This window comes from Kitasatospora sp. NPDC056531, from assembly GCF_042794375.1.
Taxonomy (GTDB): domain Bacteria; phylum Actinomycetota; class Actinomycetes; order Streptomycetales; family Streptomycetaceae; genus Kitasatospora.
Genome location: NZ_JBHTTU010000003.1, coordinates 150,641 through 174,171 on the forward strand (window position 1 = coordinate 150,641; position 23,531 = coordinate 174,171).

General features: G+C 74.4%; 22 protein-coding genes and 1 other RNA gene. 13 read left to right on the forward strand and 10 right to left on the reverse strand.

Annotated features, from left to right (window positions below; translation table 11 throughout):
• Window positions 1–91: 91 nt before the first annotated feature.
• Window positions 92–790 (reverse strand): bifunctional DNA primase/polymerase, encoded by a 699-nt coding sequence (locus ACFQ87_RS05390; RefSeq protein WP_380609241.1) that lies wholly within the window; start codon window positions 788–790, stop codon window positions 92–94.
• A 437-nt stretch (window positions 791–1,227) separates the two neighbouring features.
• Between ACFQ87_RS05390 and ACFQ87_RS05395 the strand changes: the two genes are divergently transcribed.
• Window positions 1,228–1,458, forward strand: coding sequence for a hypothetical protein (locus tag ACFQ87_RS05395; protein ID WP_380609242.1), 231 nt, complete (start codon window positions 1,228–1,230; stop codon window positions 1,456–1,458).
• A 47-nt stretch (window positions 1,459–1,505) separates the two neighbouring features.
• Complete coding sequence (locus ACFQ87_RS05400) at window positions 1,506–1,715, forward strand: hypothetical protein (RefSeq protein WP_380609243.1); 210 nt, start codon at window positions 1,506–1,508, stop codon at window positions 1,713–1,715.
• A 58-nt stretch (window positions 1,716–1,773) separates the two neighbouring features.
• Here ACFQ87_RS05400 and ACFQ87_RS05405 read toward each other — a convergent pair whose 3' ends face one another.
• On the reverse strand, window positions 1,774–2,424 hold the full coding sequence (locus ACFQ87_RS05405; RefSeq protein WP_380609244.1) for a PadR family transcriptional regulator: 651 nt from the start codon (window positions 2,422–2,424) through the stop codon (window positions 1,774–1,776).
• 143 nt (window positions 2,425–2,567) lie between these two features.
• On the opposite strand from ACFQ87_RS05405, the gene ACFQ87_RS05410 reads away from it, so the two are divergent.
• Together ACFQ87_RS05410 and ACFQ87_RS05415 are read left to right on the forward strand one after the other, a co-directional pair.
• On the forward strand, window positions 2,568–2,966 hold the full coding sequence (locus ACFQ87_RS05410) for an ACT domain-containing protein (RefSeq protein ID WP_380609245.1): 399 nt from the start codon (window positions 2,568–2,570) through the stop codon (window positions 2,964–2,966).
• A 92-nt stretch (window positions 2,967–3,058) separates the two neighbouring features.
• Complete coding sequence (locus tag ACFQ87_RS05415) at window positions 3,059–3,316, forward strand: Prokaryotic metallothionein (RefSeq protein ID WP_380609246.1); 258 nt, start codon at window positions 3,059–3,061, stop codon at window positions 3,314–3,316.
• A 78-nt stretch (window positions 3,317–3,394) separates the two neighbouring features.
• Here ACFQ87_RS05415 and rnpB read toward each other — a convergent pair.
• The 3 genes from rnpB to ACFQ87_RS05430 form a co-directional block, all read right to left on the reverse strand.
• Window positions 3,395–3,792, reverse strand: an RNA gene (gene rnpB, locus ACFQ87_RS05420) — RNase P RNA component class A.
• A gap of 13 nt (window positions 3,793–3,805) precedes the next feature.
• Window positions 3,806–5,299 carry an MFS transporter gene (locus tag ACFQ87_RS05425; protein ID WP_380609247.1) on the reverse strand — a complete coding sequence of 498 codons (1,494 nt, stop codon included), beginning with the start codon at window positions 5,297–5,299 and terminating at the stop codon, window positions 3,806–3,808.
• Window positions 5,300–5,404: 105 nt separating this feature from the next.
• Window positions 5,405–6,916 carry an RNB domain-containing ribonuclease gene (locus ACFQ87_RS05430; protein WP_380609248.1) on the reverse strand — a complete coding sequence of 504 codons (1,512 nt, stop codon included), beginning with the start codon at window positions 6,914–6,916 and terminating at the stop codon, window positions 5,405–5,407.
• A gap of 148 nt (window positions 6,917–7,064) precedes the next feature.
• Here ACFQ87_RS05430 and yaaA point away from each other — a divergent pair, with 148 nt between their 5' ends.
• Window positions 7,065–7,850 carry a peroxide stress protein YaaA gene (gene yaaA / locus ACFQ87_RS05435; protein WP_380609249.1) on the forward strand — a complete coding sequence of 262 codons (786 nt, stop codon included), beginning with the start codon at window positions 7,065–7,067 and terminating at the stop codon, window positions 7,848–7,850.
• 39 nt (window positions 7,851–7,889) lie between these two features.
• On the opposite strand, the gene ACFQ87_RS05440 is transcribed toward yaaA, so the two are convergent.
• From ACFQ87_RS05440 to ACFQ87_RS05450, 3 genes are read right to left on the reverse strand one after another with little or no spacing between them, the layout of a single operon-like run.
• The gene (locus ACFQ87_RS05440) at window positions 7,890–9,023 is read right to left on the reverse strand and encodes a bifunctional RNase H/acid phosphatase (protein WP_380609250.1); all 1,134 of its coding nucleotides are present in this window, start codon (window positions 9,021–9,023) and stop codon (window positions 7,890–7,892) included.
• 4 nt (window positions 9,024–9,027) lie between these two features.
• Window positions 9,028–9,771 carry a zinc ribbon domain-containing protein gene (locus ACFQ87_RS05445; protein ID WP_380609251.1) on the reverse strand — a complete coding sequence of 248 codons (744 nt, stop codon included), beginning with the start codon at window positions 9,769–9,771 and terminating at the stop codon, window positions 9,028–9,030.
• A 23-nt stretch (window positions 9,772–9,794) separates the two neighbouring features.
• Complete coding sequence (locus ACFQ87_RS05450; RefSeq protein ID WP_380609252.1) at window positions 9,795–10,631, reverse strand: Nif3-like dinuclear metal center hexameric protein; 837 nt, start codon at window positions 10,629–10,631, stop codon at window positions 9,795–9,797.
• Between the two features lie 512 nt (window positions 10,632–11,143).
• Here ACFQ87_RS05450 and lanL point away from each other — a divergent pair.
• The 3 genes from lanL (at window position 11,144) to ACFQ87_RS05465 (ending at window position 16,383) form a co-directional block, all read left to right on the forward strand.
• Window positions 11,144–14,023 (forward strand): class IV lanthionine synthetase LanL, encoded by a 2,880-nt coding sequence (gene lanL / locus ACFQ87_RS05455; protein ID WP_380609253.1) that lies wholly within the window; start codon window positions 11,144–11,146, stop codon window positions 14,021–14,023.
• Entirely contained in the window at window positions 14,020–16,065 is a 2,046-nt protein-coding gene (locus tag ACFQ87_RS05460; RefSeq protein WP_380609254.1) for an alpha/beta fold hydrolase, read from the forward strand. The genes lanL and ACFQ87_RS05460 overlap by 4 nt, the downstream gene beginning before the upstream one ends.
• 174 nt (window positions 16,066–16,239) lie before the next feature.
• Window positions 16,240–16,383 carry a VenA family class IV lanthipeptide gene (locus ACFQ87_RS05465; RefSeq protein WP_157882160.1) on the forward strand — a complete coding sequence of 48 codons (144 nt, stop codon included), beginning with the start codon at window positions 16,240–16,242 and terminating at the stop codon, window positions 16,381–16,383.
• A gap of 119 nt (window positions 16,384–16,502) precedes the next feature.
• On the opposite strand, the gene ACFQ87_RS05470 is transcribed toward ACFQ87_RS05465, so the two are convergent.
• The gene (locus ACFQ87_RS05470; RefSeq protein ID WP_380609255.1) at window positions 16,503–18,296 is read right to left on the reverse strand and encodes an AMP-dependent synthetase/ligase; all 1,794 of its coding nucleotides are present in this window, start codon (window positions 18,294–18,296) and stop codon (window positions 16,503–16,505) included.
• A gap of 323 nt (window positions 18,297–18,619) precedes the next feature.
• Between ACFQ87_RS05470 and ACFQ87_RS05475 the strand changes: the two genes are divergently transcribed.
• The 5 genes from ACFQ87_RS05475 (at window position 18,620) to ACFQ87_RS05495 (ending at window position 22,762) form a co-directional block, all read left to right on the forward strand.
• The gene (locus ACFQ87_RS05475; RefSeq protein ID WP_380609256.1) at window positions 18,620–19,054 is read left to right on the forward strand and encodes an SRPBCC family protein; all 435 of its coding nucleotides are present in this window, start codon (window positions 18,620–18,622) and stop codon (window positions 19,052–19,054) included.
• Window positions 19,055–19,088: 34 nt separating this feature from the next.
• Window positions 19,089–20,261: an ArsA family ATPase gene (locus ACFQ87_RS05480; protein ID WP_380609257.1), complete on the forward strand. Its 1,173-nt coding sequence runs from the start codon at window positions 19,089–19,091 to the stop codon at window positions 20,259–20,261.
• Between the two features lie 93 nt (window positions 20,262–20,354).
• Window positions 20,355–20,768 (forward strand): DUF5304 family protein, encoded by a 414-nt coding sequence (locus ACFQ87_RS05485; protein WP_380609258.1) that lies wholly within the window; start codon window positions 20,355–20,357, stop codon window positions 20,766–20,768.
• A gap of 192 nt (window positions 20,769–20,960) precedes the next feature.
• On the forward strand, window positions 20,961–21,905 hold the full coding sequence (locus ACFQ87_RS05490; protein WP_380609259.1) for an ROK family glucokinase: 945 nt from the start codon (window positions 20,961–20,963) through the stop codon (window positions 21,903–21,905).
• A 110-nt stretch (window positions 21,906–22,015) separates the two neighbouring features.
• Window positions 22,016–22,762, forward strand: coding sequence for an endonuclease/exonuclease/phosphatase family protein (locus tag ACFQ87_RS05495; RefSeq protein ID WP_380609260.1), 747 nt, complete (start codon window positions 22,016–22,018; stop codon window positions 22,760–22,762).
• 4 nt (window positions 22,763–22,766) lie between these two features.
• Here ACFQ87_RS05495 and ACFQ87_RS05500 read toward each other — a convergent pair whose 3' ends face one another.
• Entirely contained in the window at window positions 22,767–23,522 is a 756-nt protein-coding gene (locus ACFQ87_RS05500; RefSeq protein WP_380609261.1) for a hypothetical protein, read from the reverse strand.
• Window positions 23,523–23,531 lie beyond the last annotated feature (9 nt).

Genomic DNA, 23,531 nt, shown 5'->3' on the forward strand with positions numbered 1-23,531 from the left:
CGAGAAGCGACAAGCGACGAAGGAGCGCCGGAGCGCCGACCGTCGGCACCGGGCCAAGAGCGCCCCGGAGGCGAGTGGGCGAGTAACAGCCTCAGCCGATGAGCCACTGCTCCTCGGCTACCGCGCCCACCTCGGTGCAGGCGTCGGTGAGCACGTCCAGGACGCGCAGCGGGTCCGGCAGCGGTTGCTCGGGCCCGCGCAGCCACCGCACCTGGGAGCCGTCCGGCAGCGCGGCCGGCGGGAGCAGGGTGTACGAGCCGCGGCAGTGCCAGCGCAGGCCGGGGTGCTCGGACATGGTGTCGGGAGTGGAGTCGAGCGCGCTCGGCCACCACTCGTCCTCGTCCTGCGGGGTGCCCCGGGTGGCCGTGAAGAACAGGTAGCGGTCCTCGCCGACGGCGGCGACCGGCCCCTCGACGCCCAGCGCGGTCAGCCGCTCCAGCGCCAGCCGGCCGGCCTCGGCCGGGACGTCCAGCACGTCGTGGACCCGGCCGGTGGCGGTGATGAAGTTGGCCTGCGGGTCGCGGGAGAGCCAGCGGGACAGCTGCTCGGTATCGGTGGTCGCCTGGGTCTGCCAGGCGAAGGAGACCGGGTGCTGGGCCGGGGCCGGGCAGGCCACCCGGTCACAGGAACATCGGTAGCCGGCCGGGTGGGCGGCGGGTGCGAGCGGGAATCCGGCGCGCACCGCGCCGAGCAGCTGATCCAGTCCGGCGGACGGGTCCTCGCCCCCCGGGCGGGCCCGCTGTCGATCACGCCTCTGCCACCAGGTCGTCCACCTGCCGCCGGCTTCCATCGGGCCCCTTCCGCGCACTGCTGTGCCTGGTGTGACACAGCGTTCGACGTACCACTCCGACGCAACGCACAGCGCCCCCCGCTGCTTCCCAGGTAGGTGCTCGGCCCTGCTGTCCGCGCCCTGCCGGCCGCGGCCCGGGGTCACCGGACGGCCGACGCCCGGGTCACGGTACGGAGTCGCGGCAGCACGCTGTCCGCGCCGATTCCGACCGGAGGGCGCGCGAACCCGCGCCTCACCCGGCCCGTACGGGGCCCGCTGACCCGGGTGAACCCCGAGGGCGTACAGGAAAGGATAGGGGTGCGCGGGGCCTCCGGATGACCGGGGGCGGTGCCTCTCCGGTCACACTCCGGGCACCCGGCCCTCACCGGACCTCCGTCTCGGGGTGCCCGGGCCATGCCCTGGGCGTGGCCACCACGTGGAGGTGAGACCCTGGAGGGGTGAAGAGCGCGGACACCGAATTCGTCGGCGGCCCCCTGGACGGGAAGATCCTCCCGATCCCGCTGGGGCCGATGCTCGGCGTGCCGAAGAAGTACAAGGTCCCGGTCCCCGCGCACGGCGAGACTCCCGCGCGCACACTGGTGTACGTCCGGAGCAAGCAGGTTCGGGGCCTGAGCTGGTTCTGGCGCTACGAGTACGACGAGGCGGCCACCGCCAAGGCCTCCGGCTGACGGGCCGCCCGTTCCGCTTCCCCCATCGCCTCCCCGGGAGCGTCGGCATGGCCAGGACGGTACGGCACCCCGCACGACACCACCGGAACCGCTCGCAGGCGGTCGCCCACCACAACCGGCAGGTCGCCGGGGTCACCGGGGTGCTGCTGCTGATGGTGTCCCTCTACACCGCGACGATCGGCCCCGACGGCTGGCTCTGGATCGGCTGGGCGGTGCTGCTGCTCGCCTGTGTGGCCCTGTTCGCGGTCCGGCCCTGAGCTTCCAAGGGGCCGGAGAGCAGCGGCACCGCCCGTCGTGTCCGTCCCCCCGCGCCGGTCAGTCATCCTCGGCGAGGATCAGGTACAGCTTCTTGCGGGCCTCGGTCAGCACCGCCAGGCCCTTGAGGCGCTGCGCCTCGGTGCCCGTCCGCATGACCTGGTTGACGGCCAGGTCGACCGTGGCGAGCGCCTGGCCGACCTCCTGGATCGCCTCCCAGTCGGCCTCCCGGCCGGCCTCCGCCCACGGCTCCGCCGGCCCGGCCTCGGCCTCGGCCCGGCCCGCCTCGGTGAGCGAGACCAGTCGCTTGCCGCCGATCTCCTCCGCGGTGATCAGGCCCTCCTCCTCCAGTAGCTGGAGGTTCGGGTAGATCGAGCCCGGGCTGGGCCGCCAGGCCCCGCCGGTCCGCTCGGTGATCTCGGCGATCATCTCGTAGCCGTGCATCGGCCGCTCCTTGAGCAGGGCCAGCAGCGACGCGCGGACGTCCCCGCGCCGGGCCCGGCCGCCGCGCCGCCCGTGCGGGCCGCCGCGTCGGGCGCCGTGGCCGCCGAAGCCGTGCCCGAACGGGCCGCCGCGCTGCGGGCCGAACCCGCCGAAGGCCTCCCGCCCCTCGAAGCCCTCCCCGGGCATCCCCCGGAACTCCGGGCCCGGCCCGCGGCGCCTTCCGCCTCCGCGCGGGCCCTCTCCACGAAATCGCATTCCTGAGCGCATCGCGCCCACCTCCTTGTTCGCCGAAACAGTCGAGTTACTGTCTCGATAGCTCGACGATATATCGGCGACTGTCGCTCGTCAACGGATGACGACACGCCCGCGCCACAGGGCGCGCGGGCCCGCCGGCGGCTACGGTGACGGGCATGGCCGGTGAACGAGACCTTGCGACCCTGCTGCGCGGCATGCGACCGCAGCTCAACCCGGGGCGGTACGTCTACTGCACCCTCCCCGCGAAGGTGCCCGCCGGGATGCGGCCGGTGGTGACCGTCGCCGAACCCGAAGGCGTGACCGTGGTGGTCGCCCAGGAGGAGGCGGACGCGCTCGGGCTGCGCTACGAGTACGTGGCGGCCTGGATCACCCTGCAGATCCACTCGGCGCTGGAGGCCGTCGGGCTGACCGCCGCCGTGGCCGGGCGGCTCGCCGAGGAGGGCATCAGCTGCAACGTGGTGGCCGGCTTCCACCACGACCACCTGTTCGTCGCCGCCGACGACGCCGACCGGGCCGTCCGGGCCCTGGAGGAACTCTCCACGCGCTCCGTCTGACGGTCCCGCCGGGTGGCCGCCGCCGACCGACCCTTCGACACTGGAAACAGCCGCCCCGCCAGGGCCGGCCCCACCGGAAGGAGACGGCCGCCATGGCCATCTGCGTCACCTGCGGCAACGACTACTGGCTCGCCTTCGAGATCAAGACGGTCACCGGCGACACCTACACCTTCGACAGCTTCGAGTGCGCGATGGAGAAGCTCGCCCCCCGCTGCGAACAGTGCGACGTCCGCATCGTCGGCCACGGCGTCGAAGTGGCCGGCTTGTTCTTCTGCTGCGCCAACTGCGCCCGCGTCAACGGCGGCCTCGGCGAGCAGATCCGCGATGCCGTCGGCTCCCACCCCGCCTGAACCCCGTCCCCGCGACGCACGAAGGCCCTCCGACCCGCGCTTCCCGCGCGGGCCGGAGGGCCTTCGGATGTTCAGGGGCGGAAGAGTCGGCCTGTACGCCGGGTTCTGTCTCCCGGGTTGCTCACGCGGCCCGGGGAGGCGGCCATCCATCTAGGGCTGCCGTTGCCGACAGCCTCGTGCGGTCCACCCGCGGACTCGGGCGAGCAGCCTTCAGACGTCCGCGCACGGTGCCCGAGGGCACCGATCTTGACCTTGCTCCAGGTGGGGTTTACCTAGCCGGCCGGGTCACCCCGGTCGCTGGTGGTCTCTTACACCACCGTTTCACCCTTACCCACGCGCCGTAGCGGTGGGCGGTCTGCTTTCTGTGGCACTGTCCCGCGGGTCACCCCGGGTGGGCGTTACCCACCACCCTGCTCTGTGGAGCCCGGACGTTCCTCGGCGGGTCAGGGACCCGTCGCGACCGCCCGGCCGGCTCTTCCGCCGTAGTGGTCATCGTAGCCGCTCGGGCGGGGCCTCCCGTACACCGGACCGGACCGCGGGCGGCTCGGCGCCGAGGCGGGCGGCCACCCGGGCGGCGGTGCCGGTGGCCCAGGCGGTGGTGGCGAGCAGCCCGAGGGCGAGGATCACGGCACCCAGGCCGACCACGATCCACCAACCGGCGTGGCTGGCCGGGGCGAAGCCGGTGGCCACCGGGCCGACCACGGCCGAGGTGACGACCGTGCCGATCACCGCCACACCCAGCGACTGGCCGACCTGCCGGCTGGTCGAGGCTACCGCCGCGGCCACGCCCGCCTGGGCGCGCGGCATGCCGGAGACCGCCGCGTTGGTGATCGGCGGGTTCACCATGCCGAAGCCGAAGCCGAACAGCGCGTACGCGACCAGCAGCAGCGCCGGCGGCGAGCCGGCGGACAGTCGGGTGAGCAGCAGGCCGCTCGCGGCGAGGCAGAGCCCGGCCACGGCCAGCGGCAGGCGCGGACCCCGGCTGCTGACGATCCGTCCGGACAGCGGCGCGCAGACCAGCATCATCCCGGCCATCGGCAGCGTCCACAGGCCCGCCACGACCGGAGCGTAGTGCCGGACGTCCTGCAGGTAGAGGGTGTTGAGGAAGAGGAAGCCGCCGAGCGCGGCGAAGGCGCAGACCGCGGTGACGGTGGCGCCGGTGAACGGGGCGCTGGCGAAGAACCGCGGGTCCACCAGCGGCTCGGCCACCCGCCGCTCCCAGAGCGGGAAGGCGACCAGCGCGGCCACCGCCGTGGCGGCCAGGGCGAGGATCAGCGGGGAGGTCCAGCCGTTGTCAGGGCCCTCGATGATCGCGGCGGTCCCGCAGCCCAGCAGGACGATCATCAGCAGCTGGCCCACCGGGTCCAGCCGACGCGGCCTCGGCGCGCGCGACTCGGGGACGTAGCGGACGGTCAGCAGTATGGCGGCCAGCGCCACCGGGACGTTGATCAGGAAGATCGAGGGCCAGCCGGCGCCGTCCACCAGGAAGCCGCCCAGCAACGGGCCGAGCGCCATCGAGATGCCGACCACGCCGCCCCAGACGCCGATCGCCCGGGCCCGCTCCTTCGGGTCGGTGAAGGTGTTGGTGATGATCGACATCGCCACCGGGTTGAGCATCGAGCCGCCCACCGCCTGCACCGCCCGGAACACCACCAGCCACTCCAGGCCGGGCGCCAGGCTGCACAGCAGCGAGCCGAGCGCGAAGCAGGTCAGCCCGATCTGGAACACCCGGCGGCGGCCGAAGCGGTCGGCCACCGAACCGAACAGCATCAGCAGCGAGGCCAGCACCAGGGTGTAGGCGTCGATGATCCACTGCAGTCCGGAGGCCGGGGCGTCCAGGTCCTTCTGGATCGCCGGCAGGGCGATGTTCACCACGGTGTTGTCGAGGCCGACGATGAACAGGCTCATGCAGCAGATCGCGAGGACGAGCAGGCGGCGGCGTCGCCCGGAGTCGGGGGCGTCGAGTGAGGCGGCGTGGGACACGGACCGATCCTCCCACCCCCGAGGCGGGCGCGGGGGCACGAACCGGACCTTCCGGGTGGCGGGCTCCGCGGTTCGCGGACCGCGACCGTGTGGGGGGGTGGCCGCTCAGACGGCGGCGAAGCGGACCGTCCGGGTGGCCGGGTCGGCCCTGGTCAGGCGGACGTCGATCACCCGGCCGAGCGGGAGCGGTCGCCCGTCGGCGGTGCCGTCCGCGTGGTCGGCTCCGCCTGGTCCGCCTGCGCCACCGGCTGGGCCGGTGCGGTCACAGCGGGCCCGGACGGCGGGTTCGCGCAGCTGGACGGTGCCGGAGCCGGGGCGCTTCCCGTCGACCTCGATGACCACCGCGGAGAAGTCCTCGCCCTCCCGGCCGACCAGCAGCTCCGCCTCCACCAGATCCACGCAGGCCCGTTCCACCTCGGCCGCCCGGCGGTCCCCGCTCGCCATCAGCGCCGGTACGGCCGGCAACGCCTCCCGTGCCCAGTCCGGCACGTCCTCCCCCGCCGCCACCGCCGCGCACACCTCCTGCGCGAAGCGGTCGCCGAGCCGGCGCAGCGGCGCGGTGCAGTGCGCGTACGGGGCGGCCAGCGCGGCGTGGCCCGGCTCGGCGGGGGCGGGCAGGCCGCGGGACTCGTCGAAGGCGTGGTAGCCGGCGCCGCGCAGCAGCCCGGTGCAGGCGTTGAGGAAGGCGGCGTTCAGCGGCACTTCCGGGTCGAGCGAGCGGATCAGCTCCGGGTACGGGAGCGCCTGCGGCCAGTCCACGTCCAGCGCGGCGGCGATCCGGCGCAACCGCTCGTACGCTGCGGCGGGCGCGGCCGGCAGGGTGCGCAGCAGGCCGACGCCGGCGTCCAGCATCAGTTCGGCCGCGGCCATGCCGGTGAGCAGCGAGATCTGCGCGTTCCAGCCGTCGGCGGGGCTCGGCGCGCGGTAGCCGAGGACGTAGCCGTGCAGGGTCTCCTCGACCTCCTGCTCGGGCACCGGCAGGCTGACCCCGCCCCGGACGCGCTCCTGCTCCTCGCGCAGCCGGCCGACGGTGGCGAGCAGGGCGAGCGGCTCGTCGGCGCCGCCGAGGTCCACGGCGCGCTGGACGGCGGCGTAGTCCAGGCGGCGGTGCGAGCGGACCACGGCGCGGCGGACGTCCGCCAGGACGACGGCGCCGTCGGCGTCCAGGTCCAGCTGCCAGAGCAGGGCGGGACGCGGCTCGCCGGGCAGCAGGCTGGCGGCGTCCTCGGAGATCCGGGCGGGGTGCAGCGGGACGCGGTGGTCCGGGAAGTACAGCGTCTCGACCCGGCGCCGGGCCTCCACGTCGATCGCCCCGCCGGGGCGGACGAAGGCGGCGACGTCGGCGATCGCGTAGTGCACCCGGTAGCCGCCGCCCGGACGGTGGCTGAGGTGCATCGCCTGGTCGAGGTCCCGGGAGCCCGGCGGGTCGACGGTGAACAGCGGCAGCTCGGTGGCGTCGTACTCCGGCAGCCAGGGCCGCTCGGCCGCCTCCTCCGCCTCGGCGAGCACCGCCTCCGGCCACTCGGTGTGGATCTCCAGATGGGTGCGGAGCTCGGTCAGCTCGGTGTTGATCCGGGCGGAGTCGGCGGCCTTGACGCGCAGTTTTCGGCGAGGCATGGACGCCAGGGTAGAGCGGGATCAGGGGATTCCCTCTCCTCCGCCACTCACCGTAGCGGTGAACGCTCATGAAGCCCACCGAGTTGCCGGACGTCGGCCGCAGTAGGGTGGCGGGGTTCGTCCGCCACAAACTGTTGAGGAGTCCGCTGTGCTGGTGCTGTTGCCACCCTCGGAGGGCAAGGCCGGGTCCGGGGACGGCGAGCCGGTCGCGCTCGACCGGCTGTCGCTGCCGGGGCTGACGGCGGCACGCGGTGCGGTGCTGGACGCGCTGGTCGGCCTCTGCCGGGGTGACGAGGACACCGCCGCCGAGGTGCTGGGCCTCACCCCCGGCCTGCGCGGCGAGATCGCCAAGAACGCGGGCCTGCCGACGGCGGGGGCCCGTCCGGCGGCCGAGGTGTACACCGGGGTGCTGTTCGACAACCTGGGCCTGGCCACCCTGGACGCCGCCGCGTACGGCCGGGCCGAGCGTTCGCTGCTGGTGTTCTCCGGGCTGTGGGGCGCGGTGCGGATCTCGGACCGGATCCCGTCCTACCGCTGCTCGATGGGCGTGAAACTCCCCGGCCTGGGGGCGCTCGGCGCGTACTGGCGGGGCGCGATGGCCCCGGTGCTGCCGGAGGTGGCGGACGGGCTGGTGCTGGACCTGCGCAGCTCCGCGTACGCGGCGGCCTGGAAGCCTGCCGGCGAGGTGGCCGCCCGGACCGCGACCGTCCGGGTACTGCAGGAGCGGGGCGGCAAGCGCACGGTGGTCAGCCACTTCAACAAGGCGACCAAGGGCCGGCTGGTGCGGGACCTGCTGGTCGCCGGGGCCGAGCCGAAGACGCCGGGCGAGCTGATGGACGCGCTGCTGGGGCTGGGCCACCGGGTCGAGCTGGCGGCGGAGGGCACGGCGCGCAAGCCGTGGCAGCTGGACGTGGTGGTCACGGACGTGCACTGAGCGCGTGGGCGGGCCCGGGGGCCCGCCCACCCACCGACGTCAGCGCAGGTGCGAGGTGTCGTTGAGCAGCCGCAGCGAGGCGTTGCCGTCCGCGTAGTACTGGACGGCGCAGATCGAGGCGGCGGACAGCTCCATCCGGTACATCGAGTCCGGCGGGGCGCCGAGCGCCAGCCGGACCAGGGTCTTGATCGGGCTGACGTGCGAGACCACCAGCACGGTCTTCCCCGCGTACCGGGCGAGGATCTTGTCCCGGGCGACGCCGGCCCGGTGGGTGAGCGTGGTGAAGCTCTCGCCGCTGCCGGTCGGCTTGGCCTTGGCGGAGCCGAGCCAGGCCGACAGGTCGTCCGGGTACCGCTCCTGGACCTCCGCGAAGGTCAGGCCCTCCCAGTCACCGAAGTCGACCTCGCGCAGCCCGTCCTCGAGCCGGACCTCCAGGCCGAGCCGGGCGGCGACGGTCTCGGCGGTCTGCCGGGTGCGGCGCATCGGGGAGGCGACGACCGCCTGGATGCTGCCGCGCGCGGCCAGCGCCTCGGCGGCCCGTTCGGCCTGCCAGCGGCCCTTGTCGGAGAGCTCCGGGTCGGTGCCGCCGCTGCCGGAGAAGCGCTTCTCCGGGGTGAGCGGGGTCTCGCCGTGGCGCAGCAGGACGAAGGTGGTGGGGGTGCCGAGGTCGGCGGGGGCGGCCCAGCCGGCCTTCGGGGCGGGGGTCTCCAGTGGCGGCTCGTCGGCGACCACGGCCTTGGCCTTCGGCTCCCACCGACGGCCCGCCTGGCCGGCGTCCATGGCCTCGTTGGCCAGCCGGTCGGCGTCCTTGTTCCGCTCGCGCGGGATCCAGGTGTAGGTGACCCGGCCGCGCGGGAAGACCGTGCGCGCCTCGGCGGCGAGCGGCTGCATGTCGGGGTGCTTGATCTTCCAGCGTCCGGACATCTGCTCGACGACCAGCTTGGAGTCCATCCGGACGTCCACCGAGGCGTCCGGGTCGAGCTCGCGGGCCGCCTTGAGGCCGGCGATCAGGCCCCGGTACTCGGCCACGTTGTTGGTGGCGTGGCCGATGAACTCGGCGGCTTCCGCGACGAGCTGCCCGGTGTCGCCGTCCCGGACCACCGCGCCGTAACCGGCCGGCCCCGGGTTGCCCCGGGACCCGCCGTCGGCCTCGACGATGAAGCGCGCCGTCACCGGCTCAGACGCCCGAGTCGGCGGTGCGGACCAGGATCCGCGAGCAGTTCTCGCAGCGGACGACCTTGTCGGCCGGCTCGGCCTTGATGGCGTTCAGCTCGGTGATCGAGAACTCGGTGCGGCAGCCCTCGCAGCGACGCTGGTAGAGACGGGCCGCGCCGACGCCGCCCTGGGTCTCACGCAGCTTGGTGTAGACCTTCAGCAGGTCGGCGGGGATGACGGCGGCCACGGTCTCGCGGTCGCGCTTGACCTTCTCGGCCTCGCCGTCGATCTCGGCGAAGGCGGCGTCGCGGCGGCCCTCAGCCTCGGTGAGGACGACGGTGGAGTGCTCCAGGCGGGCGCTCAGCTCCTCGACCCGGGCCTTGGCGGTCTCCTGGCGCTCCATGATCTCCAGCACGACCTCCTCCAGGTCGCCCTGGCGCTTGGCCAGCGAGCCGATCTCGTGCTGGAGGTTCTCCAGGTCCCTCGGCGAGGTGATCGCGCCGGAGTCCAGGCGCTGCTGGTTGCGGGCGGCGCGGGAGCGGACCTGCTCGACGTCCTGCTCGGCCTTGGTCAGCTCGCGGGCGGTGTCGCCCTTCTGGGCCTCGGCGGCGACGACGAGGTCCTTGAGGGCGGTGTGGTCGGCGGTGGCCTTCTCGATCTCGGCGTGCTCCGGCAGGCTCCGGCGCCGGTGGGCCAGCTGGTCGAGCTTCGAGTCGAAGGCCTGGAGGTCGAGCAGGCGGATCTGGTCAGCGGGCGCGGCGTTCAAGCGGAAAGCTCCTGTGAATCGGGTCAGGCGGTGAAGGACATGGGGGCGTGCGCGGTCCACGGGTCGGTGACCCGGTGGGAGACCTTGGTCTCCAGGGCCCAGCCGCGCTCGTCGGCGGCGCCCCGCAGGGCGCGCTCGGCCAGCGCGAGCCAGGGCCACTCGGTGGCCCAGTGGGCGGCGTCGATCAGCGCGACGGGCGCGGCCTCGGCGGCCTCGGACGCCGGGTGGTGGCGCAGGTCGGCGGTCACGTAGGCGTCCACGCCGGCCGCCCGTACGTCGGCGAAGAGGCTGTCGCCCGAGCCGCCGCACACCGCGACCCGGCTGACCAGCCGGTTCGGGTCGCCGGAGACACGGACCCCGGCGGCGGTGGCGGGCAGGCCCGCGGCGACCTGCGCGGCGAAGGCGGACAGGGGCAGCGGGGGCTCCAGCAGGCCGATCCTGCCGGTGCCCCGGCGGCCCAGCGGGTCGGTCGGGTCCGGCACCAGCGGGCCGGTGACCCGCAGGCCGACCGCCTCGGCGAGCGCGTCCGAGACGCCGGGGTCGGCGTGGTCGGCGTTGGTGTGGGCGACGTGCAGCGCGATGCCGTTGGTGATCAGCGTGTGCACCACCCGGCCCTTGAAGGTGGTGGCGGCGACGCTGGTGGTGCCGCGCAGGTAGAGGGGGTGGTGGGTGACGACGAGGTCTGCGCCCCACTCCACGGCCTCGTCGACGACCGCCTGGACGGGGTCGACGGCGAACAGCACGCGGCTGACCTCGGCCTGAGGGTCTCCGCAGACCAGGCCGACGGCGTCCCAGGACTCCGCCCACTGCGGGGGGTAGACCTCTTCGAGCGCGGTGATGACGTCGGACAGATTCGGCACCTGTCGAGACTACCGTGCGCGCGGGGGCGGTCGGGCCTCGGCCGTTCGGGGGGCGGCGCCCCCGGGCGCCCGGGCGTAGGTACCCGGGGTGTTCGGACGCCGGAGCCCGGGGTGTTCGGACGCCGGTGCCGCGGGCGTACGGATGCGCGTCAACCTGCGGCGGAGGCGTCGGAAGCGCCCCGCGCGGGCCGCGCGCTCCCGTACGCCCGGCGCCCGATACTCACAGCAGGGTTCTCGTACGAATTCGAAACCGCTCCTGGATCACCCTTATGAGTGAAGTGACCCGGCTCTGCGTTGAGCCGCCGGTTTTCTCGAAACTAACTTCAGTCCTGCGAACGGGAGTTGCCCCGGCAGTAGCCCCGACCGGTGGGTCGGAGGTCCGGGCGAGGACTCCCGCGCCGGAGCGGCGCTCCCGCTCCTTCCGAGGAAACCGATCAGGCCGTGCCACCGCGTCCTGGTGCCGAGCAGTGGCACCCGGACACGGCGGTCGAGACGAAGGGATGTGGTGGCGAATGGGGGCGGGCACATCGCTGCGTACGGCCGGGGGCCGGGGGTCGGCGGGGCACGGGCCGGGTGCGGCCGGTTCGTGGCCGGAGACGACGCGGGCGGCACTGACCGGTGCCGCAGGCCGAGGAGGCGACGGCGACTGGGACGTCACCGTCGGCGGCTTCTGGTGCACGGCCAGGCCGTCCGCGTCATCGCCCTTACCGACGCAGGGCTGGAAGCTCCACGTCAGCGCGGCGTCGGTGGTGGGCGGGGAGGTGCTCGCGGCGGTGGTGCGGGTGCTCGCCGCCGACCCGTGCGACTTCAAGTTCGCCGCCGGGGAGGAGCGCCTGCGCGAGCTCAACTCCCGTAACAGCGACCGGGGCTCGGCGGGCAAGTTCATCACCGTCTACCCGGCGGACGATGCGCAGTTCCAGCGGCTGGCGGCCGAGCTGGACCGGGTCACGGCCGGGCTGCCGGGGCCGGTGGTGCTGTCGGACCGGCCGTACCGGCCGGGCAGCCGGGTGCACTACCGGTACGGCGCGTTCGCGTCACGGGCGGAGCTGGGCAACGACGGGGAGTACCGCTCCGTGTTGCGCGGGCCCGGCGGGGAGCGGGCCGAGGACGTGCGCGGGGGGTCGTACCGGGCGCCGGGGTGGGTGCGGGACCCGTTCTCCTCTCCCGCTGTCGGGCGGCGCAAGGGCGGAGTACTGCTGGCCGGGCGGTACGCGGTGACCGCCGCCGTGCGGCACGGTGCGAAGGGGGGCGTGTTCCTCGGGCGGGAGGCGGTCGGCGGCGCGGAGGTCGTGGTCAAGCAGGCCCGTGCGCACATCGAGGTCGACCGCGCCGGGACGGACGCCCGCGACGCGCTGCGGCACGAGGCCGCGTTGCTCGCCCGCCTGGACGGGCAGGAGCTGGCGCCGCGCGCTGTCGAACTGATCGAGCAGGACGACTCCGTCTTCCTGGTGCAGGAACGAATCGCCGGACAGCCGTTGGGCGCCTGGGTCGCCACCCGGCTGCGCCACGACGGCAGCCCGGACGTGGACTGGGCCGAGGCCGAGCCGGTGGTGCACGGGCTGCTCGACCTGGTCGAGCGGGTGCACGCCCAGGGGCTGGTGCTGCGCGACTTCTCTCCCGGCAATGTGATGGTCCGCCCGGACGGCGGCCTGCGGCTGGTCGACCTCGAACTCGCCGCCGAGACCGGCCACCTGGCCGGATCGGCCGGCACCCCCGGCTACCGGGCCCCGGAGCAGGGGCGACTGGCCCTGGCCGGCTCCTGCATCGCCGATCCGGCCGTCGACCTGTACGCGCTCGGCGGGCTGTTCTTCCTGCTCGCGACCGGGCACGACCCGCTGCTGCCGGAGGACCTGCCGCAGGCCCGTCCGGTCGCCGAGTGCCTCGGGCGATGGCTCGCCCTCGCCGCCCGCACGGGTGCGACGGCGCGACGGCTGGCGCCGGTGGTGCTGGGGCTGCGCGCAGAGGAACCGGGGCAGCGGTGGGGGGTGGCGAGGGCTCGGGCGGAGCTGGGCGGCGCCGCTTCGGTCACCGTCAGTCCGCTGTGGCATGCGGCCGCCGCCCGGCAGAGCACGGGCACCGCCGCGCGGCGCGGCGACGGCCCGCCGCTCGACCGACTGCTGTGCGACGGCCTGCGGCACCTCGCCGCCACCGCGACGCCCGAGCGGGCCGACCGGCTCTGGCCCGTCGTCCCCGCCGGGGAGCGGACGGACCCGTGCAACGTCCAGCACGGCGCGGCCGGCGTACTCGCCGTCCTGGCGCGGGCCGTGACGGCCGACGGGCTGCCGGAGGACGTCCGGGCGCAGGCCGCGCGCACGGCCCGTACCGCCGCGAGCTGGATCGAGCGGCGCGTCGCGGCCGAACCGGTGGTGCTGCCCGGGTTGCACTTCGGGCGGTCGGGCACCGCGTGGGCGCTGCTGGACGCCGCCCGCGCACTCGGCGACGCCGAGTTGGCCGAGCGGGCCGCCACGCTCGCCCACCGGGTCGCCGTCGAGTGGCCCAACCCCGACGTGTGCCACGGCGCGGCAGGCGCGGGCTTCGCCCAACTGCGGTTCGCTGCCGAGAACTTCGGCGAGGACTTCAGCGAGAACCTCAACGACGACTTCCTTTCCCGGGCCGCCGGCTGCGCCCGAACCCTGCTCGCCGCCGCGCAGCAGGAGCCGTACGGCACGGTCTGGCCGGTGCCGGCGGACTTCGACTCGGCGCTCGCGGGGATCACCCATCTCGGCTTCGCGCACGGGGTGGCGGGCGTGGGCGCCTTCCTCCTCGCCGTCGCCGAAGCTCTCGCCGTCGATGGCCTGCGCGACGGCCCTCTCGCCTCCGACGCTCTGGCTGCCGCCGTCGACGCCGGGCGGACGCTAGCCGCGACCGTGCGGTGGGGCTCCGACCGACGGACCGCCTGGTGGCCGCAGAGCGCGGCCGACCCCGACCACATCCGGCTCTCCCACTGGTGCAGCGGCTCCTCCGGCGCGGGCAGCTTCCTGCTCCGGCTCTGGCGGGCCACCGGCGAGCGCGCCCCCCTCGACCTCGCCCACGCCGCCGGGCGGGCCGTACTGGCCGGCCGCTGGCACAGCGGGGTGAGCGCCTGCCACGGGCTGGCCGGCGACGGCGAGTACCTGCTGGACCTCGCCGAGGCCACCGGCGATCCCGAATTCCACACCGGAGCACTGGAGTTGGGACAGCTGATCGCCTCCCGAGCCGCCCTGCGCAACGGCCTGCTGACGCTCCCCGACGAGACCGGTACCGGCTGCGCCACCGCCTACGGCACCGGCACCGCGGGCCCGCTGGCCTTCCTGCTCCGGCTGCGCCACAGCGGCCCGCGGCTCTGGCTCGATCCGGTCCCGCCCGTGGAACGCCGACTCCCCTCCGACACAGGCGGGGTGAGCGAGGCATGAACGTGGCCACCCGCACCACCACCCGGGCCCTGCGGCGCCTCAGCTTCGCCTTCGCCGCCGACGGCAGCCACGCGGCCTGCCTCGCCGCGGCCGCCGACAGCGGCTGGTACGTGGAGAGTTGGCGACTTCCGTCGAACGGCGAACCGGCCGCGCCGACCGCACTGCCGCTGTCCGGCAACCGCTCGGAGAACCTGCGCTCACAGCTGGTCGCACTGCCCGACGGCTCGGCACTGATCTGCCGGCACGACGGCGAGCGGCACGACCTGGTCCGCCTCTCGCACGGATCGTCCGGCGCGTCAGACCCGTCCGGCCGGTCCGGCCCGTCCGGCTTGCCAGGTGAAAACGCCGCCGTGGAACAGCAGTTGGCCACGCTCCGGATGCCCGGGCTACGCCTGCTCCCGCTCCCGGTGCCGCCCGACGCCGTCCCGCGCACCCCGGTGGCGCTCGCGCTCGGCACGGACACCCGTCCGGCGACCACCGTCTGGCTGGTCCGGGCGGACGGCAGCGAGCCCGAGCAGCTCGCCGAGATCCCCGGCCTGCACGGCGGCGGCGTCTGGCTGGACCGCGCTGGCGTACTGCTCGCACTGGACCGGGTGGCCGGCGGACTGGTCCGCACCGTCGTACTGGACCTGCGCAGCGGGACCACCACCCCGCTGCTGGAGATCGGCGAGCACAGCAACGACCGGCTGGTGCTGTTCGACCCGGACACCCGCTTCGCGATGGTGCGCAGCGACGCGCCAGGCACCGACCGGCTCGGCTGGGGCGTGCTGGGCGGCGGCGAACCACTGCGGTTCCCGGAATGTCTGCACGTCGCGGGCATGTTCCTGCGGCCGGTCGCGCTGCGGCAGGCGGCGGACGGCCCCCGGGTAGCCGTACAGATCGACCACGGCGCCGGGTCGGCGCTAGCCCTGTGGCGGCCCGGCGTCGGCCGGCTGGACCCGCTGCCGGTGCCGCCCGGGCGGCTCGGCGCGGTCGGGCACTGGAGCGAGGCGGGGCTGCGGCTCCCCTACTCCTCGCCCGACCACCCGACGGCACTGGCCACCCTGGACGTGGACGCACTGCTGGCACACGGCCCGGTCCCGGCCGGTTCCAGCCCCATGCCGCTGCCGCTCCAACTCGCGCCGCTGGGTTCGGGGTTGCCCGGCCCGTGGCGGGACACCGTACTGCCCTGGCAGCCCGGCGGGCTGCGCGCCGCCCGCACCCCGCCCGTCGGCTGGCGCCTCGACGGCAGCACGCCGCCCGGCGAAGGCGGCCGCTGGCAGCCCGCGCAGAGCCTCGAACTCGCCGGCCCGGCAGGCCCGTTGGAGGCGGTGGTGTACGGCGGGGACGCCTGGCTGAGCAGCCCGCACCTGGTGCTGGCGCTGCACGGCGGCCCGGCGGACGCCTGGCGGCTGGAGTTCGACCCGGCGCTGCAACGGATGGCCGCCGAAGGCCTGGCGGTGGTCGCGCCCAACCAACGGGGCTCCACCGGCTACGGGGTGCCGCACGCGCTGGCCATCCGGGGCGCCTGGGGCGGACCCGACCTGGACGACGTGCTGTACCTGCTGGACGGCATCGCCGGCCAGCGCGCGGCACTCGGCCTGGAACCGCCCGCGCTGTTCGGCGTCAGCTACGGCGCGTTCCTGGCGCTGCTGGCGGCCGCGCACGCGCCGGCCGAGCAGGTCGCCCGCTGCGCGGTGGTCGCGCCGTTCCTGTCCGGCGCCCGACTGCTGGCCGAAGCGGCGCCACCCGTACGGGCGTTGACCACCCGGCTGGGCGGCGGCGAGCCGATCGCCGACGCCCGCGGCCCGCGCGACGTCCTACAGCTGGCGCACCGGCTGAGCGCACCGCTGCTGGTGGTGCACGGCAACCGGGACGAGGTCGTACCGGTCAGCCAATCCCGGTCACTGCGGCACGAGTTGCTGCGGATCGGCCGGGTCGAGGGCGCGGACTTCCGGTATGTCGAGGCGGCCGGATCCGGGCACGAGGTGCTCGCCGAGGAGGGCGCCGCCGTGCTGCACGAGCTGCTGGCCGGCTTCCTGCGGACCGGCCGGCCGGGCTGATCCCGGCCCAGGACCGACCCCGATGCCGGGCTGATCCCGGCTTCCCACAGACTCCCGGACCCACAGCGGTCCGGGGCACCACCCCCGGTGCGGCGGATGGAGGCCACCCGGGGGCAACACCCGACGCCCGCAGGCAGATCGCGGCGGGCGTGAACCCAAGGGGAGGACCCGATCATGGAGAACATGGTGGACTTTGAGACCGACCTCGCGGCGCTGCAGGACCTGCCGGAGACCGAGTCCGTCGAGCTGACCGGCCACGGCAGCGGCTGCCAGTACACCTGTCTCATCCTGACCTGCCTGATCTTCACCAACAGCTGAGCCATCGGCTGACCAGGCAGTAGTCCGTGGGTGCCGGTCCCACCCCTTCCGCCAAACAAGGGAAGAAACCCCCCCCCTCCTCCTCCCCCCCCCCCGCGTCTGCTTGTTTCCCGCTGTGCCTACTTCTTGTAGAGCGCCTCGATCTCGGCGGCGAAGTCCTTCAGCACGACGTTGCGCTTGAGCTTGAGCGAGGGCGTCAGGTAGCCGCTCTCCTCGGAGAACTCGGTGTCCAGCAGGCGGAACTTCTTGACCGCCTCGGCGTGCGAGACGGCCGCGTTGCCGTCGTCCACCGCGGACTGCAGGGCGGCCAGCAGGTCCGGGTCGTCGGCGAGCTCGGCGACGGTGGCGGCGGCGGGCTTGCCGTTGAGCTCCTTCCACTTGGGGAAGAAGTCCGAGTCGACGGTGATCAGACAGGCGATGAAGGGCTTGCGGTCGCCGACCACCATGACCTCGCCGACCAGGGCGTGGGCCCGGATCCGGTCCTCGATCACGGCCGGGGCGACGTTCTTGCCGCCCGCGGTGACGATGATCTCCTTCTTGCGGCCGGTGATGGTCAGGTAGCCCTCGGAGTCCAGCGAGCCGAGGTCGCCGGTGGCGATCCAGCCGTCCTTGAGGGTGTCGGCGGTGGCCTGCGGGTTGTTCCAGTAGCCGGTGAAGACGTGCGGGCCCTTGAAGAACACCTCGCCGTCCTCGGCGACCCGGACCGAGGCACCGGGCACCGGCTGGCCGACCGTACCGATCTTCGGCTTGTCCCACGGGTTGAAGGTGGTGGCCGCGCAGGTCTCGGTCAGGCCGTAGCCCTCCAGGACGGTGAAGCCGATGCCCCGGTAGAAGTGGCCCAGGCGCTCGCCGAGCGGAGCCCCGCCGGAGAGGGCGTGGGTGGCCCGGCCGCCGAGGGCCGCGCGCAGCTTGCTGTAGACCAGCTTGTCGAAGAGCGCGTGCTTGAGCCGCAGGACCAGGCCCGCACCGCCGGTGTCCAGCGCCCGGCTGTAGGCGATCGCGGTCTCGGCGGCCTTGTCGAAGATCTTGCCCTTGCCGTCGGCCTGGGCCTTGGCGCGGGCGGTGTTGTAGACCTTCTCGAAGACTCTGGGCACGCCCAGGATCATGGTCGGCTTGAAGGCGGCCAGCTCGGCGGTGACGTCCTTGATGTCGGAGACGTGTCCGAGCTTGATCGGCGCCATCGCCGGGCAGATCTCGGCGATCCGGGCGAGCACGTGGGCCAGCGGCAGGAAGAGCAGGATGGAGCTCTCGCCGGTGCGGAACAGCGGGGCCAGCCGCTCGACGATGTTGCCGCACTCGGCGAGGAAGTTGCCGTGCGTCAGCTGGCAGCCCTTCGGGCGGCCGGTGGTGCCCGAGGTGTAGACGATGGTGGCGACCGAGTCGGGGCCGGCGATCGAGCAGCGCTCCTGGACCGTCGCGTCCGGGACGTCCTTGCCCGCCTCGGCCAGCGCGGCGAGCGCGCCGCCCTCGATCTGCCAGAGGTGCTTCAGCTCCGGCAGCCGGTCGCGGACCTCCTCGACCACCTTGTGGTGCTGGTCGGTCTCGGTGAGGACGGCGACCGCGCCCGAGTCGCCGAGGATCCACTCGACCTGCTCGGCGGAGGAGGTCTCGTACACCGGCACCGTGATCGCGCCGGCCGTCCAGATCGCGAAGTCCAGCAGCGTCCACTCGTAGCGGGTGCGGGACATGATGCCCACCCGGTCACCCGGCTCGATGCCCGAGGCGATCAGGCCCTTCGCGGCTGCGTGCACCTCGGCGAGGAACTGGACCGCGGTCAACTCCTGCCAGCGGCCGTCCACCTTCCGGCTGAGCACCGCGACGTCCGGGTGCTCCTCGGCGTTCCGGTGCACAGGGTCGGAGAGGTTACCGCCGCTCGGTACCTGATAGAGGGCCGGAAGGCTGAAGTCGAGCAAGACTGCTCCTCGTTCGCGACGCTGCGGGACGGCAGGACGTTACTGCCCGGTAGGCAGCTTCGACCAGGGGGTCGGCCCCGGTGTTCGAAGTGTCACACCCGGCCGGGTCGGACCAGGCGGTGACCGGGTCGTTCGACTGGCACCCTACGGCAGGGCCCGGGTGACCGGTCGGTGGCATGCCCCGCCGCCCGGCCCGCACCGCCCGGCGCCGGTGCCCGTGCGGCCGGGTGGATCGTCGGTCGCGATAGCCTGCTCCGGGCGGATCGGGTCGAGCGCGCCCCGACCGGACCGGCAGCCAGAGGGACGACACGGAGGGCCATTCCATGGCGGAGCACACCAGGTCGAGCATCACCATCGACGCGACCCCGGCCACGGTCATGGCCGTGATCGCCGACTTCGCCGCCTACCCGGCCTGGACCGGTGAGGTCAAGGAGATCGACGTCCTGGAGACCGGTGAGGACGGCCGCGCCGCCAAGGTCCGGCTGCTGCTGGACGCCGGCGCCATCCGCGACGAGCACGTCCTCGCCTACACCTGGGACGGCGACCGCGAGGTCGGCTGGACCCTCGTCCGCAGCCAGATGCTCCGCTCGCTGGACGGCTCCTACACCCTCGCCGCGCTGGCCGGCGGCCGCACCGAGGTCACCTACCAGCTCGCCGTGGACGTCAAGATCCCGATGCTCGGCATGATCAAGCGCAAGGCCGAGAAGGTCATCATCGACCGCGCGCTGGCCGGTCTGAAGAAGCGCGTCGAGGGCTGACGAGGGCTGACACGGCGGAACGGGGCCTGACGGCATGACGGCGACGCGCACCATCCTGGTCAGCGGCGACGCGGGCGCGCCCACCGTGGCCGCCGCCACCGCCCTGCACGCCGCCGGGCGCGGCCACCGCACCTGGCTGCTTGCCGCCGACGACCCGCACCGCGCCCTGGACTCCGTCCTCGGCACCCGACTGGAACCCGAACCGCTGCGCTACGCACCGGGCCTGACCGTCTCCCGGATCGACGAGCAGGCCGCCTTCCGCTACGCCGTCGGCGAGCTGACCGGCCGGCTCAAGCCCGCCCTCGACCTGCTCGGCGCCGAACAGCTCGACCCCGAGGAGCTGACCGCCCTCCCCGGCATCGCCAGGCTCGCCCTGCTGCGCGCCCTGCCGGCCGCCGACCAGGACGTCCTGGTGGTGCTCGCCCCGCCGCCCGCCGAGCTGATCGCCACCCTCGCCCTGCCCGAGCAGCTGACCCGCTACCTGGACCGGCTGGTCCCCGAGCAGCGGCAGGCCGCCCGGGCGCTGCGCCCGCTGCTGGCCGGGCTGGCCGGCGTCCCGATGCCCGCCGAGTGGCTGTACGGGGGACGCGCCAAGGCCGCCGCGGCGCTCGCCGAGTCCCGCGCCGCGATCGACGACCCCGGCACCAGCGTGCGCCTGGTCGTCCCGGCCGACGGCCACCCGTACGGGGAGCTGCGCCGGATCCGGGCCGGGCTCGCGCTGCACGGGCACCGGCCGGACGCCGTCGTCGTGCACGGCGCCCTGCCACCGGCCGCCCTCGCCTCGCCCGACCCCTGGCTGGCCGCACTGGCCCGCCGCCGCCAGGAGGAGCTGGACCGGCTCACCGCCGACACCGACGCCCCGGTGCTGGTCTCCAGCCAGGCCGAGGGCACCCTGGAGGCGGTCGCCGACCACCTGTACGGGGACGGGCCCGGCCCCGAGCGGCTCGACCCGGTGCCCTGGACGGTCGAGGACCGGCTCGCCGAGGAGGGCCTGCTGGTCTGGCACCTCGACCTGCCCGGCGCCGACCGCGCCGAACTCGACCTGGTCCGCCGGGGCGACGACCTGGTGGTCGGCCTCGGCGCCCACCGCCGGGTGCTCGCCCTGCCCTCCGCGCTGCGCCGCTGCACGGTGGCCGGGGCCGGGCTGCACGAGGGGCTGCTCTCGGTGCGGTTCGCACCCGATCCTTCGCTCTGGCCGCACGGCTGACGGGTCTTCCGACTTTTCTTCGGGCGCGGGGCCGTCCGGTAGCGTCGGGCCCGAGGGCCGCGGGGTGCGGCCACGGCCGAGGAGGCGCCCGCGATGACCAGCACCGACGACCGCACCGAGCCCGGCGCCGACCGCACCGAGTCGGCCGACGGGCAGTCCCACCCCTTCGGGCCCGAGCTGGGCCCGCTGGTGGACGAGGTGCGCCGGTTCGCCACCGCCCTCGGCGAGAAGGCGCAGGAGACCAGCGCCACCACCCTGATCACCCTTTCCGGGCTGGCCGACCGCCTGCGCTCCCAGCAGCCGGAGGTCTACTCCCACCTGGCCGCCGCCGGCTCCGGGATCGCCGCCGCGGGTGCCGAGCTGCTGGCCGCCTACCGCGCCGCGGTGGCCGGGCACGAGCGGCGCTGGACGGCGGGGGACGGGGCGTCGGCGGAGAAGATCGACCTCGACGCGCCGGGCGGGGCCGAGGGGCCCGACGGGGCTGACGAGACGTCCGCCAAGCAGTGAATCCGTAAATCGCGCAGCGTGAACGCGCTGCTCTCGTACGTCACGAAGAAGGAGATTAGATACGACTTTTGAAGTCTCTCGGCCCGGCTGTCCCAGAAATGTCTTCGGATAATGTATGCGAGGCTATGTACGGGGACAGGGTTGGGCGGTACCGTTCCGTCCGGCGGGAACGAGTGAATAGCTGAGGGACACATGGCTCTGACCATCGGCGTCGATGTCGGCGGGACCAAGATCGCGGCAGGCGTGGTCGACGATGCGGGTGCGATCCTGGCCCGGACCCGGGTGCCCACCCCGGCCGACCCGCAGTGGGCGGTCGACGCCATCGCGCAGGCCGTGCGCGAACTCAAGGAGCAGCACCCCGACGTCACCGCGGTCGGCGTCGGCGCCCCCGGCTTCGTCGACAGCAACCGCTCCACGGTGATCTTCGCGCCCAACATCGACTGGGAGAACGAGCCGCTGCGCGGCCGGATCGAGGAGCTCACCGGCCTGTCCACGGTGGTCGAGAACGACGCCAACTGCGCCGCCTGGGCCGAGTTCCGCTTCGGCGCGGCCGCCGACCACCACGACATGGTGCTGATCACCGTCGGCACCGGCATCGGCGGCGGCATCGTCCTGGACAGCCGACTGCACCGCGGCCGCTTCGGCGTGGCCGGCGAGATCGGCCACCTCAACATGGTCCCGGACGGCCTGCAGTGCGGCTGCGGAGGCAAGGGCTGCTGGGAGCAGTACGGCTCCGGGCGCGCGCTGCGCCGCTACGGCCGGGAGAAGGCGGCGGCCGACCCGGTGCGCGGCCGGCGGATGCTGGAGCTCAACGACGGCGTCGCCGAGACGATCCGCGGCATCCACATCACCGAGGCCGCCGAGGCGGGCGACCCGCTCGCCCTGGAGTGCTACGCCGAGCTGGCCGACTGGCTGGGCCGCGGCATGGCCGACCTCGCCGCGCTGTTCGACCCGGGCGTCTTCGTCCTCGGCGGCGGCGTCTCGGACTCGGGCCGCCTGCTGCTCGACCCGGTCGCCAAGGCCTTCGAGCACTACCTGACCGGCGGCGTGCACCGCCCGCGCGCCGAGGTCGTGCTCGCCTCGATGGGCTCCGCGGCCGGCATCGTCGGCGCGGCGGACCTCGCCCGTACCGCCTGACCGTTCTCTGAAGCCCGCCGACGGCGGTGCGACCGGGCCCCGACCAATCCCGGACGCGCCGCCGTCGTCGCATTACGGTCGGACCCAGTGACGCACGCACAGGGGGGACCATGACCGCCGCACCCGTCGAACCGCCGCCGCCCGGCCCGCGCCGGCTGCGCCTGCTCAGCTACAACATCCGCTCGCTGCGCGACGACCGGCGGGCACTGGTGCGGGTCATCCGGGCCTGCGCGCCCGACCTGGTCTGCATCCAGGAATCGCCGCGCTACTGGCGGCCCGAAGGGCAGGCCGCCCGGCTGGCCCGGAGCACCGGGACGGTGGTGCTGGCCGGGGGCGGCCGCACCGCCGCGGGGCCGCTGCTGCTCGGCAGGCCCGGCGCGGTGGAGGTGCTCGGCGTGCACGACCGGCTGCTGCCCAAGACCCGCGGCCTGCACGCGCGCGGCTTCGCCACCGCACTGCTGCGGCTGCCCGGCGCGGCGCCGTTCACCGTCACCAGCTGCCACCTCAGCCTGGACGCCGAGGAGCGGTACGGGCAGTTCGAGCTGCTGCTCGACCAGCTCGCCGTCGCCGAACAGGGCATCGTGGCCGGGGACTTCAACGAGCACCCGGACGGGTCGGGCTGGCGGCTGCTGGCCTCGCGACTGTGGGACGGCTACCCGACCGCGCCCTGGGGCGGGGAGTTCACCTCCGTGCCCGAGAACCCGTACCAGCGGATCGACGCCGTCTTCGCCACGCCCGGGATCACCGTCCTCGGCTGCGGGGTGCCGCACGGGCTGCCCGGCGTCACCGGGGCCGACCTGCGGGCCGCGACCGACCACTTGCCGGTGCTGGCGTTCCTGGAGCTTCCCGAGGGCTGAAAGGTCAGACGACCGCGCCGTGGTCCGGGTCCTCCGGCTCGTCCTCGTCGCGGTCCTTCATCCGGGCGACCAGGGTGACGAAGCCGCCGAGGAAGGCGGTGACCCCGACCCAGGCCGGCCAGCCGGAGATCTCCCGCCACACCACCGCGTCGATCAGCAGCAGCGCCGGGCCGCCGAGCACGGCCAGCCAGGCGAACTTGGCGGTCACGTCGGCGGCGGGCAGCGGCGGGGGCTCCGGCGGGATGTAGTGGCCCTCGTCGGTCTCCTCGTCCAGCTCGAAGTCGCGCGGGCCGGACGCGGCGGCCGGGAGGACGGGCCGGCCGGAGCGGGAACGGGGCTGCGGGGCCAGGTCGGCGAGGTCGTCCGGGTCGGCTTCGGGGCCGACGCCGTCCTTGAAGCCGCCCTTGAGCTCGTTCTGCGCCCGGAGGTTCTCGATCTCGGGCCAGTTGGGGTTGGTGAGGTCCACCGGGTCGTCGAACTGGGCCACCAGCGCGGCGAAGATCGCGTCCTGCTCGGCCTGGCTGCGCTCGGGGGTGCGGCGCGCGCGGGACTCCGCGGAGGCCGGGGCGGCGTCCGGTTCGGCGGCGGGCACGGTGGGCGCGGCTGCGTCCGCCTCCGTACCGTCCGCCTCCGTACCGCCCGTCGGGCCGCCCATGGTGCCGTCCCCCTGGACGGTGCTGTCCTTGGGCGCGCCGTCCGTCCGCGCGCCGTCCTCGCGGGGCTTCTCGTCCCCGCCGCCCGCCGTGCTGCTCTCGTGCACTTCCGGCCC

What these genes read in the sequence shown, in the direction of transcription:
- ACFQ87_RS05390 (WP_380609241.1), bottom strand. Translation starts at nt 790, where the DNA reads ATGGAAGCCGGCGGCAGGTGGACGACCTGGTGGCAGAGGCGTGATCGA.
- ACFQ87_RS05400 (WP_380609243.1), top strand. Translation starts at nt 1,506, where the DNA reads ATGGCCAGGACGGTACGGCACCCCGCACGACACCACCGGAACCGCTCG.
- ACFQ87_RS05405 (WP_380609244.1), bottom strand. Translation starts at nt 2,424, where the DNA reads ATGCGCTCAGGAATGCGATTTCGTGGAGAGGGCCCGCGCGGAGGCGGA.
- ACFQ87_RS05410 (WP_380609245.1), top strand. Translation starts at nt 2,568, where the DNA reads ATGGCCGGTGAACGAGACCTTGCGACCCTGCTGCGCGGCATGCGACCG.
- ACFQ87_RS05415 (WP_380609246.1), top strand. Translation starts at nt 3,059, where the DNA reads ATGGCCATCTGCGTCACCTGCGGCAACGACTACTGGCTCGCCTTCGAG.
- ACFQ87_RS05430 (WP_380609248.1), bottom strand. Translation starts at nt 6,916, where the DNA reads ATGCCTCGCCGAAAACTGCGCGTCAAGGCCGCCGACTCCGCCCGGATC.
- lanL (WP_380609253.1), top strand. Translation starts at nt 11,144, where the DNA reads ATGGGGGCGGGCACATCGCTGCGTACGGCCGGGGGCCGGGGGTCGGCG.
- ACFQ87_RS05460 (WP_380609254.1), top strand. Translation starts at nt 14,020, where the DNA reads ATGAACGTGGCCACCCGCACCACCACCCGGGCCCTGCGGCGCCTCAGC.
- ACFQ87_RS05465 (WP_157882160.1), top strand. Translation starts at nt 16,240, where the DNA reads ATGGAGAACATGGTGGACTTTGAGACCGACCTCGCGGCGCTGCAGGAC.
- ACFQ87_RS05475 (WP_380609256.1), top strand. Translation starts at nt 18,620, where the DNA reads ATGGCGGAGCACACCAGGTCGAGCATCACCATCGACGCGACCCCGGCC.
- ACFQ87_RS05480 (WP_380609257.1), top strand. Translation starts at nt 19,089, where the DNA reads ATGACGGCGACGCGCACCATCCTGGTCAGCGGCGACGCGGGCGCGCCC.
- ACFQ87_RS05485 (WP_380609258.1), top strand. Translation starts at nt 20,355, where the DNA reads ATGACCAGCACCGACGACCGCACCGAGCCCGGCGCCGACCGCACCGAG.
- ACFQ87_RS05490 (WP_380609259.1), top strand. Translation starts at nt 20,961, where the DNA reads ATGGCTCTGACCATCGGCGTCGATGTCGGCGGGACCAAGATCGCGGCA.
- ACFQ87_RS05495 (WP_380609260.1), top strand. Translation starts at nt 22,016, where the DNA reads ATGACCGCCGCACCCGTCGAACCGCCGCCGCCCGGCCCGCGCCGGCTG.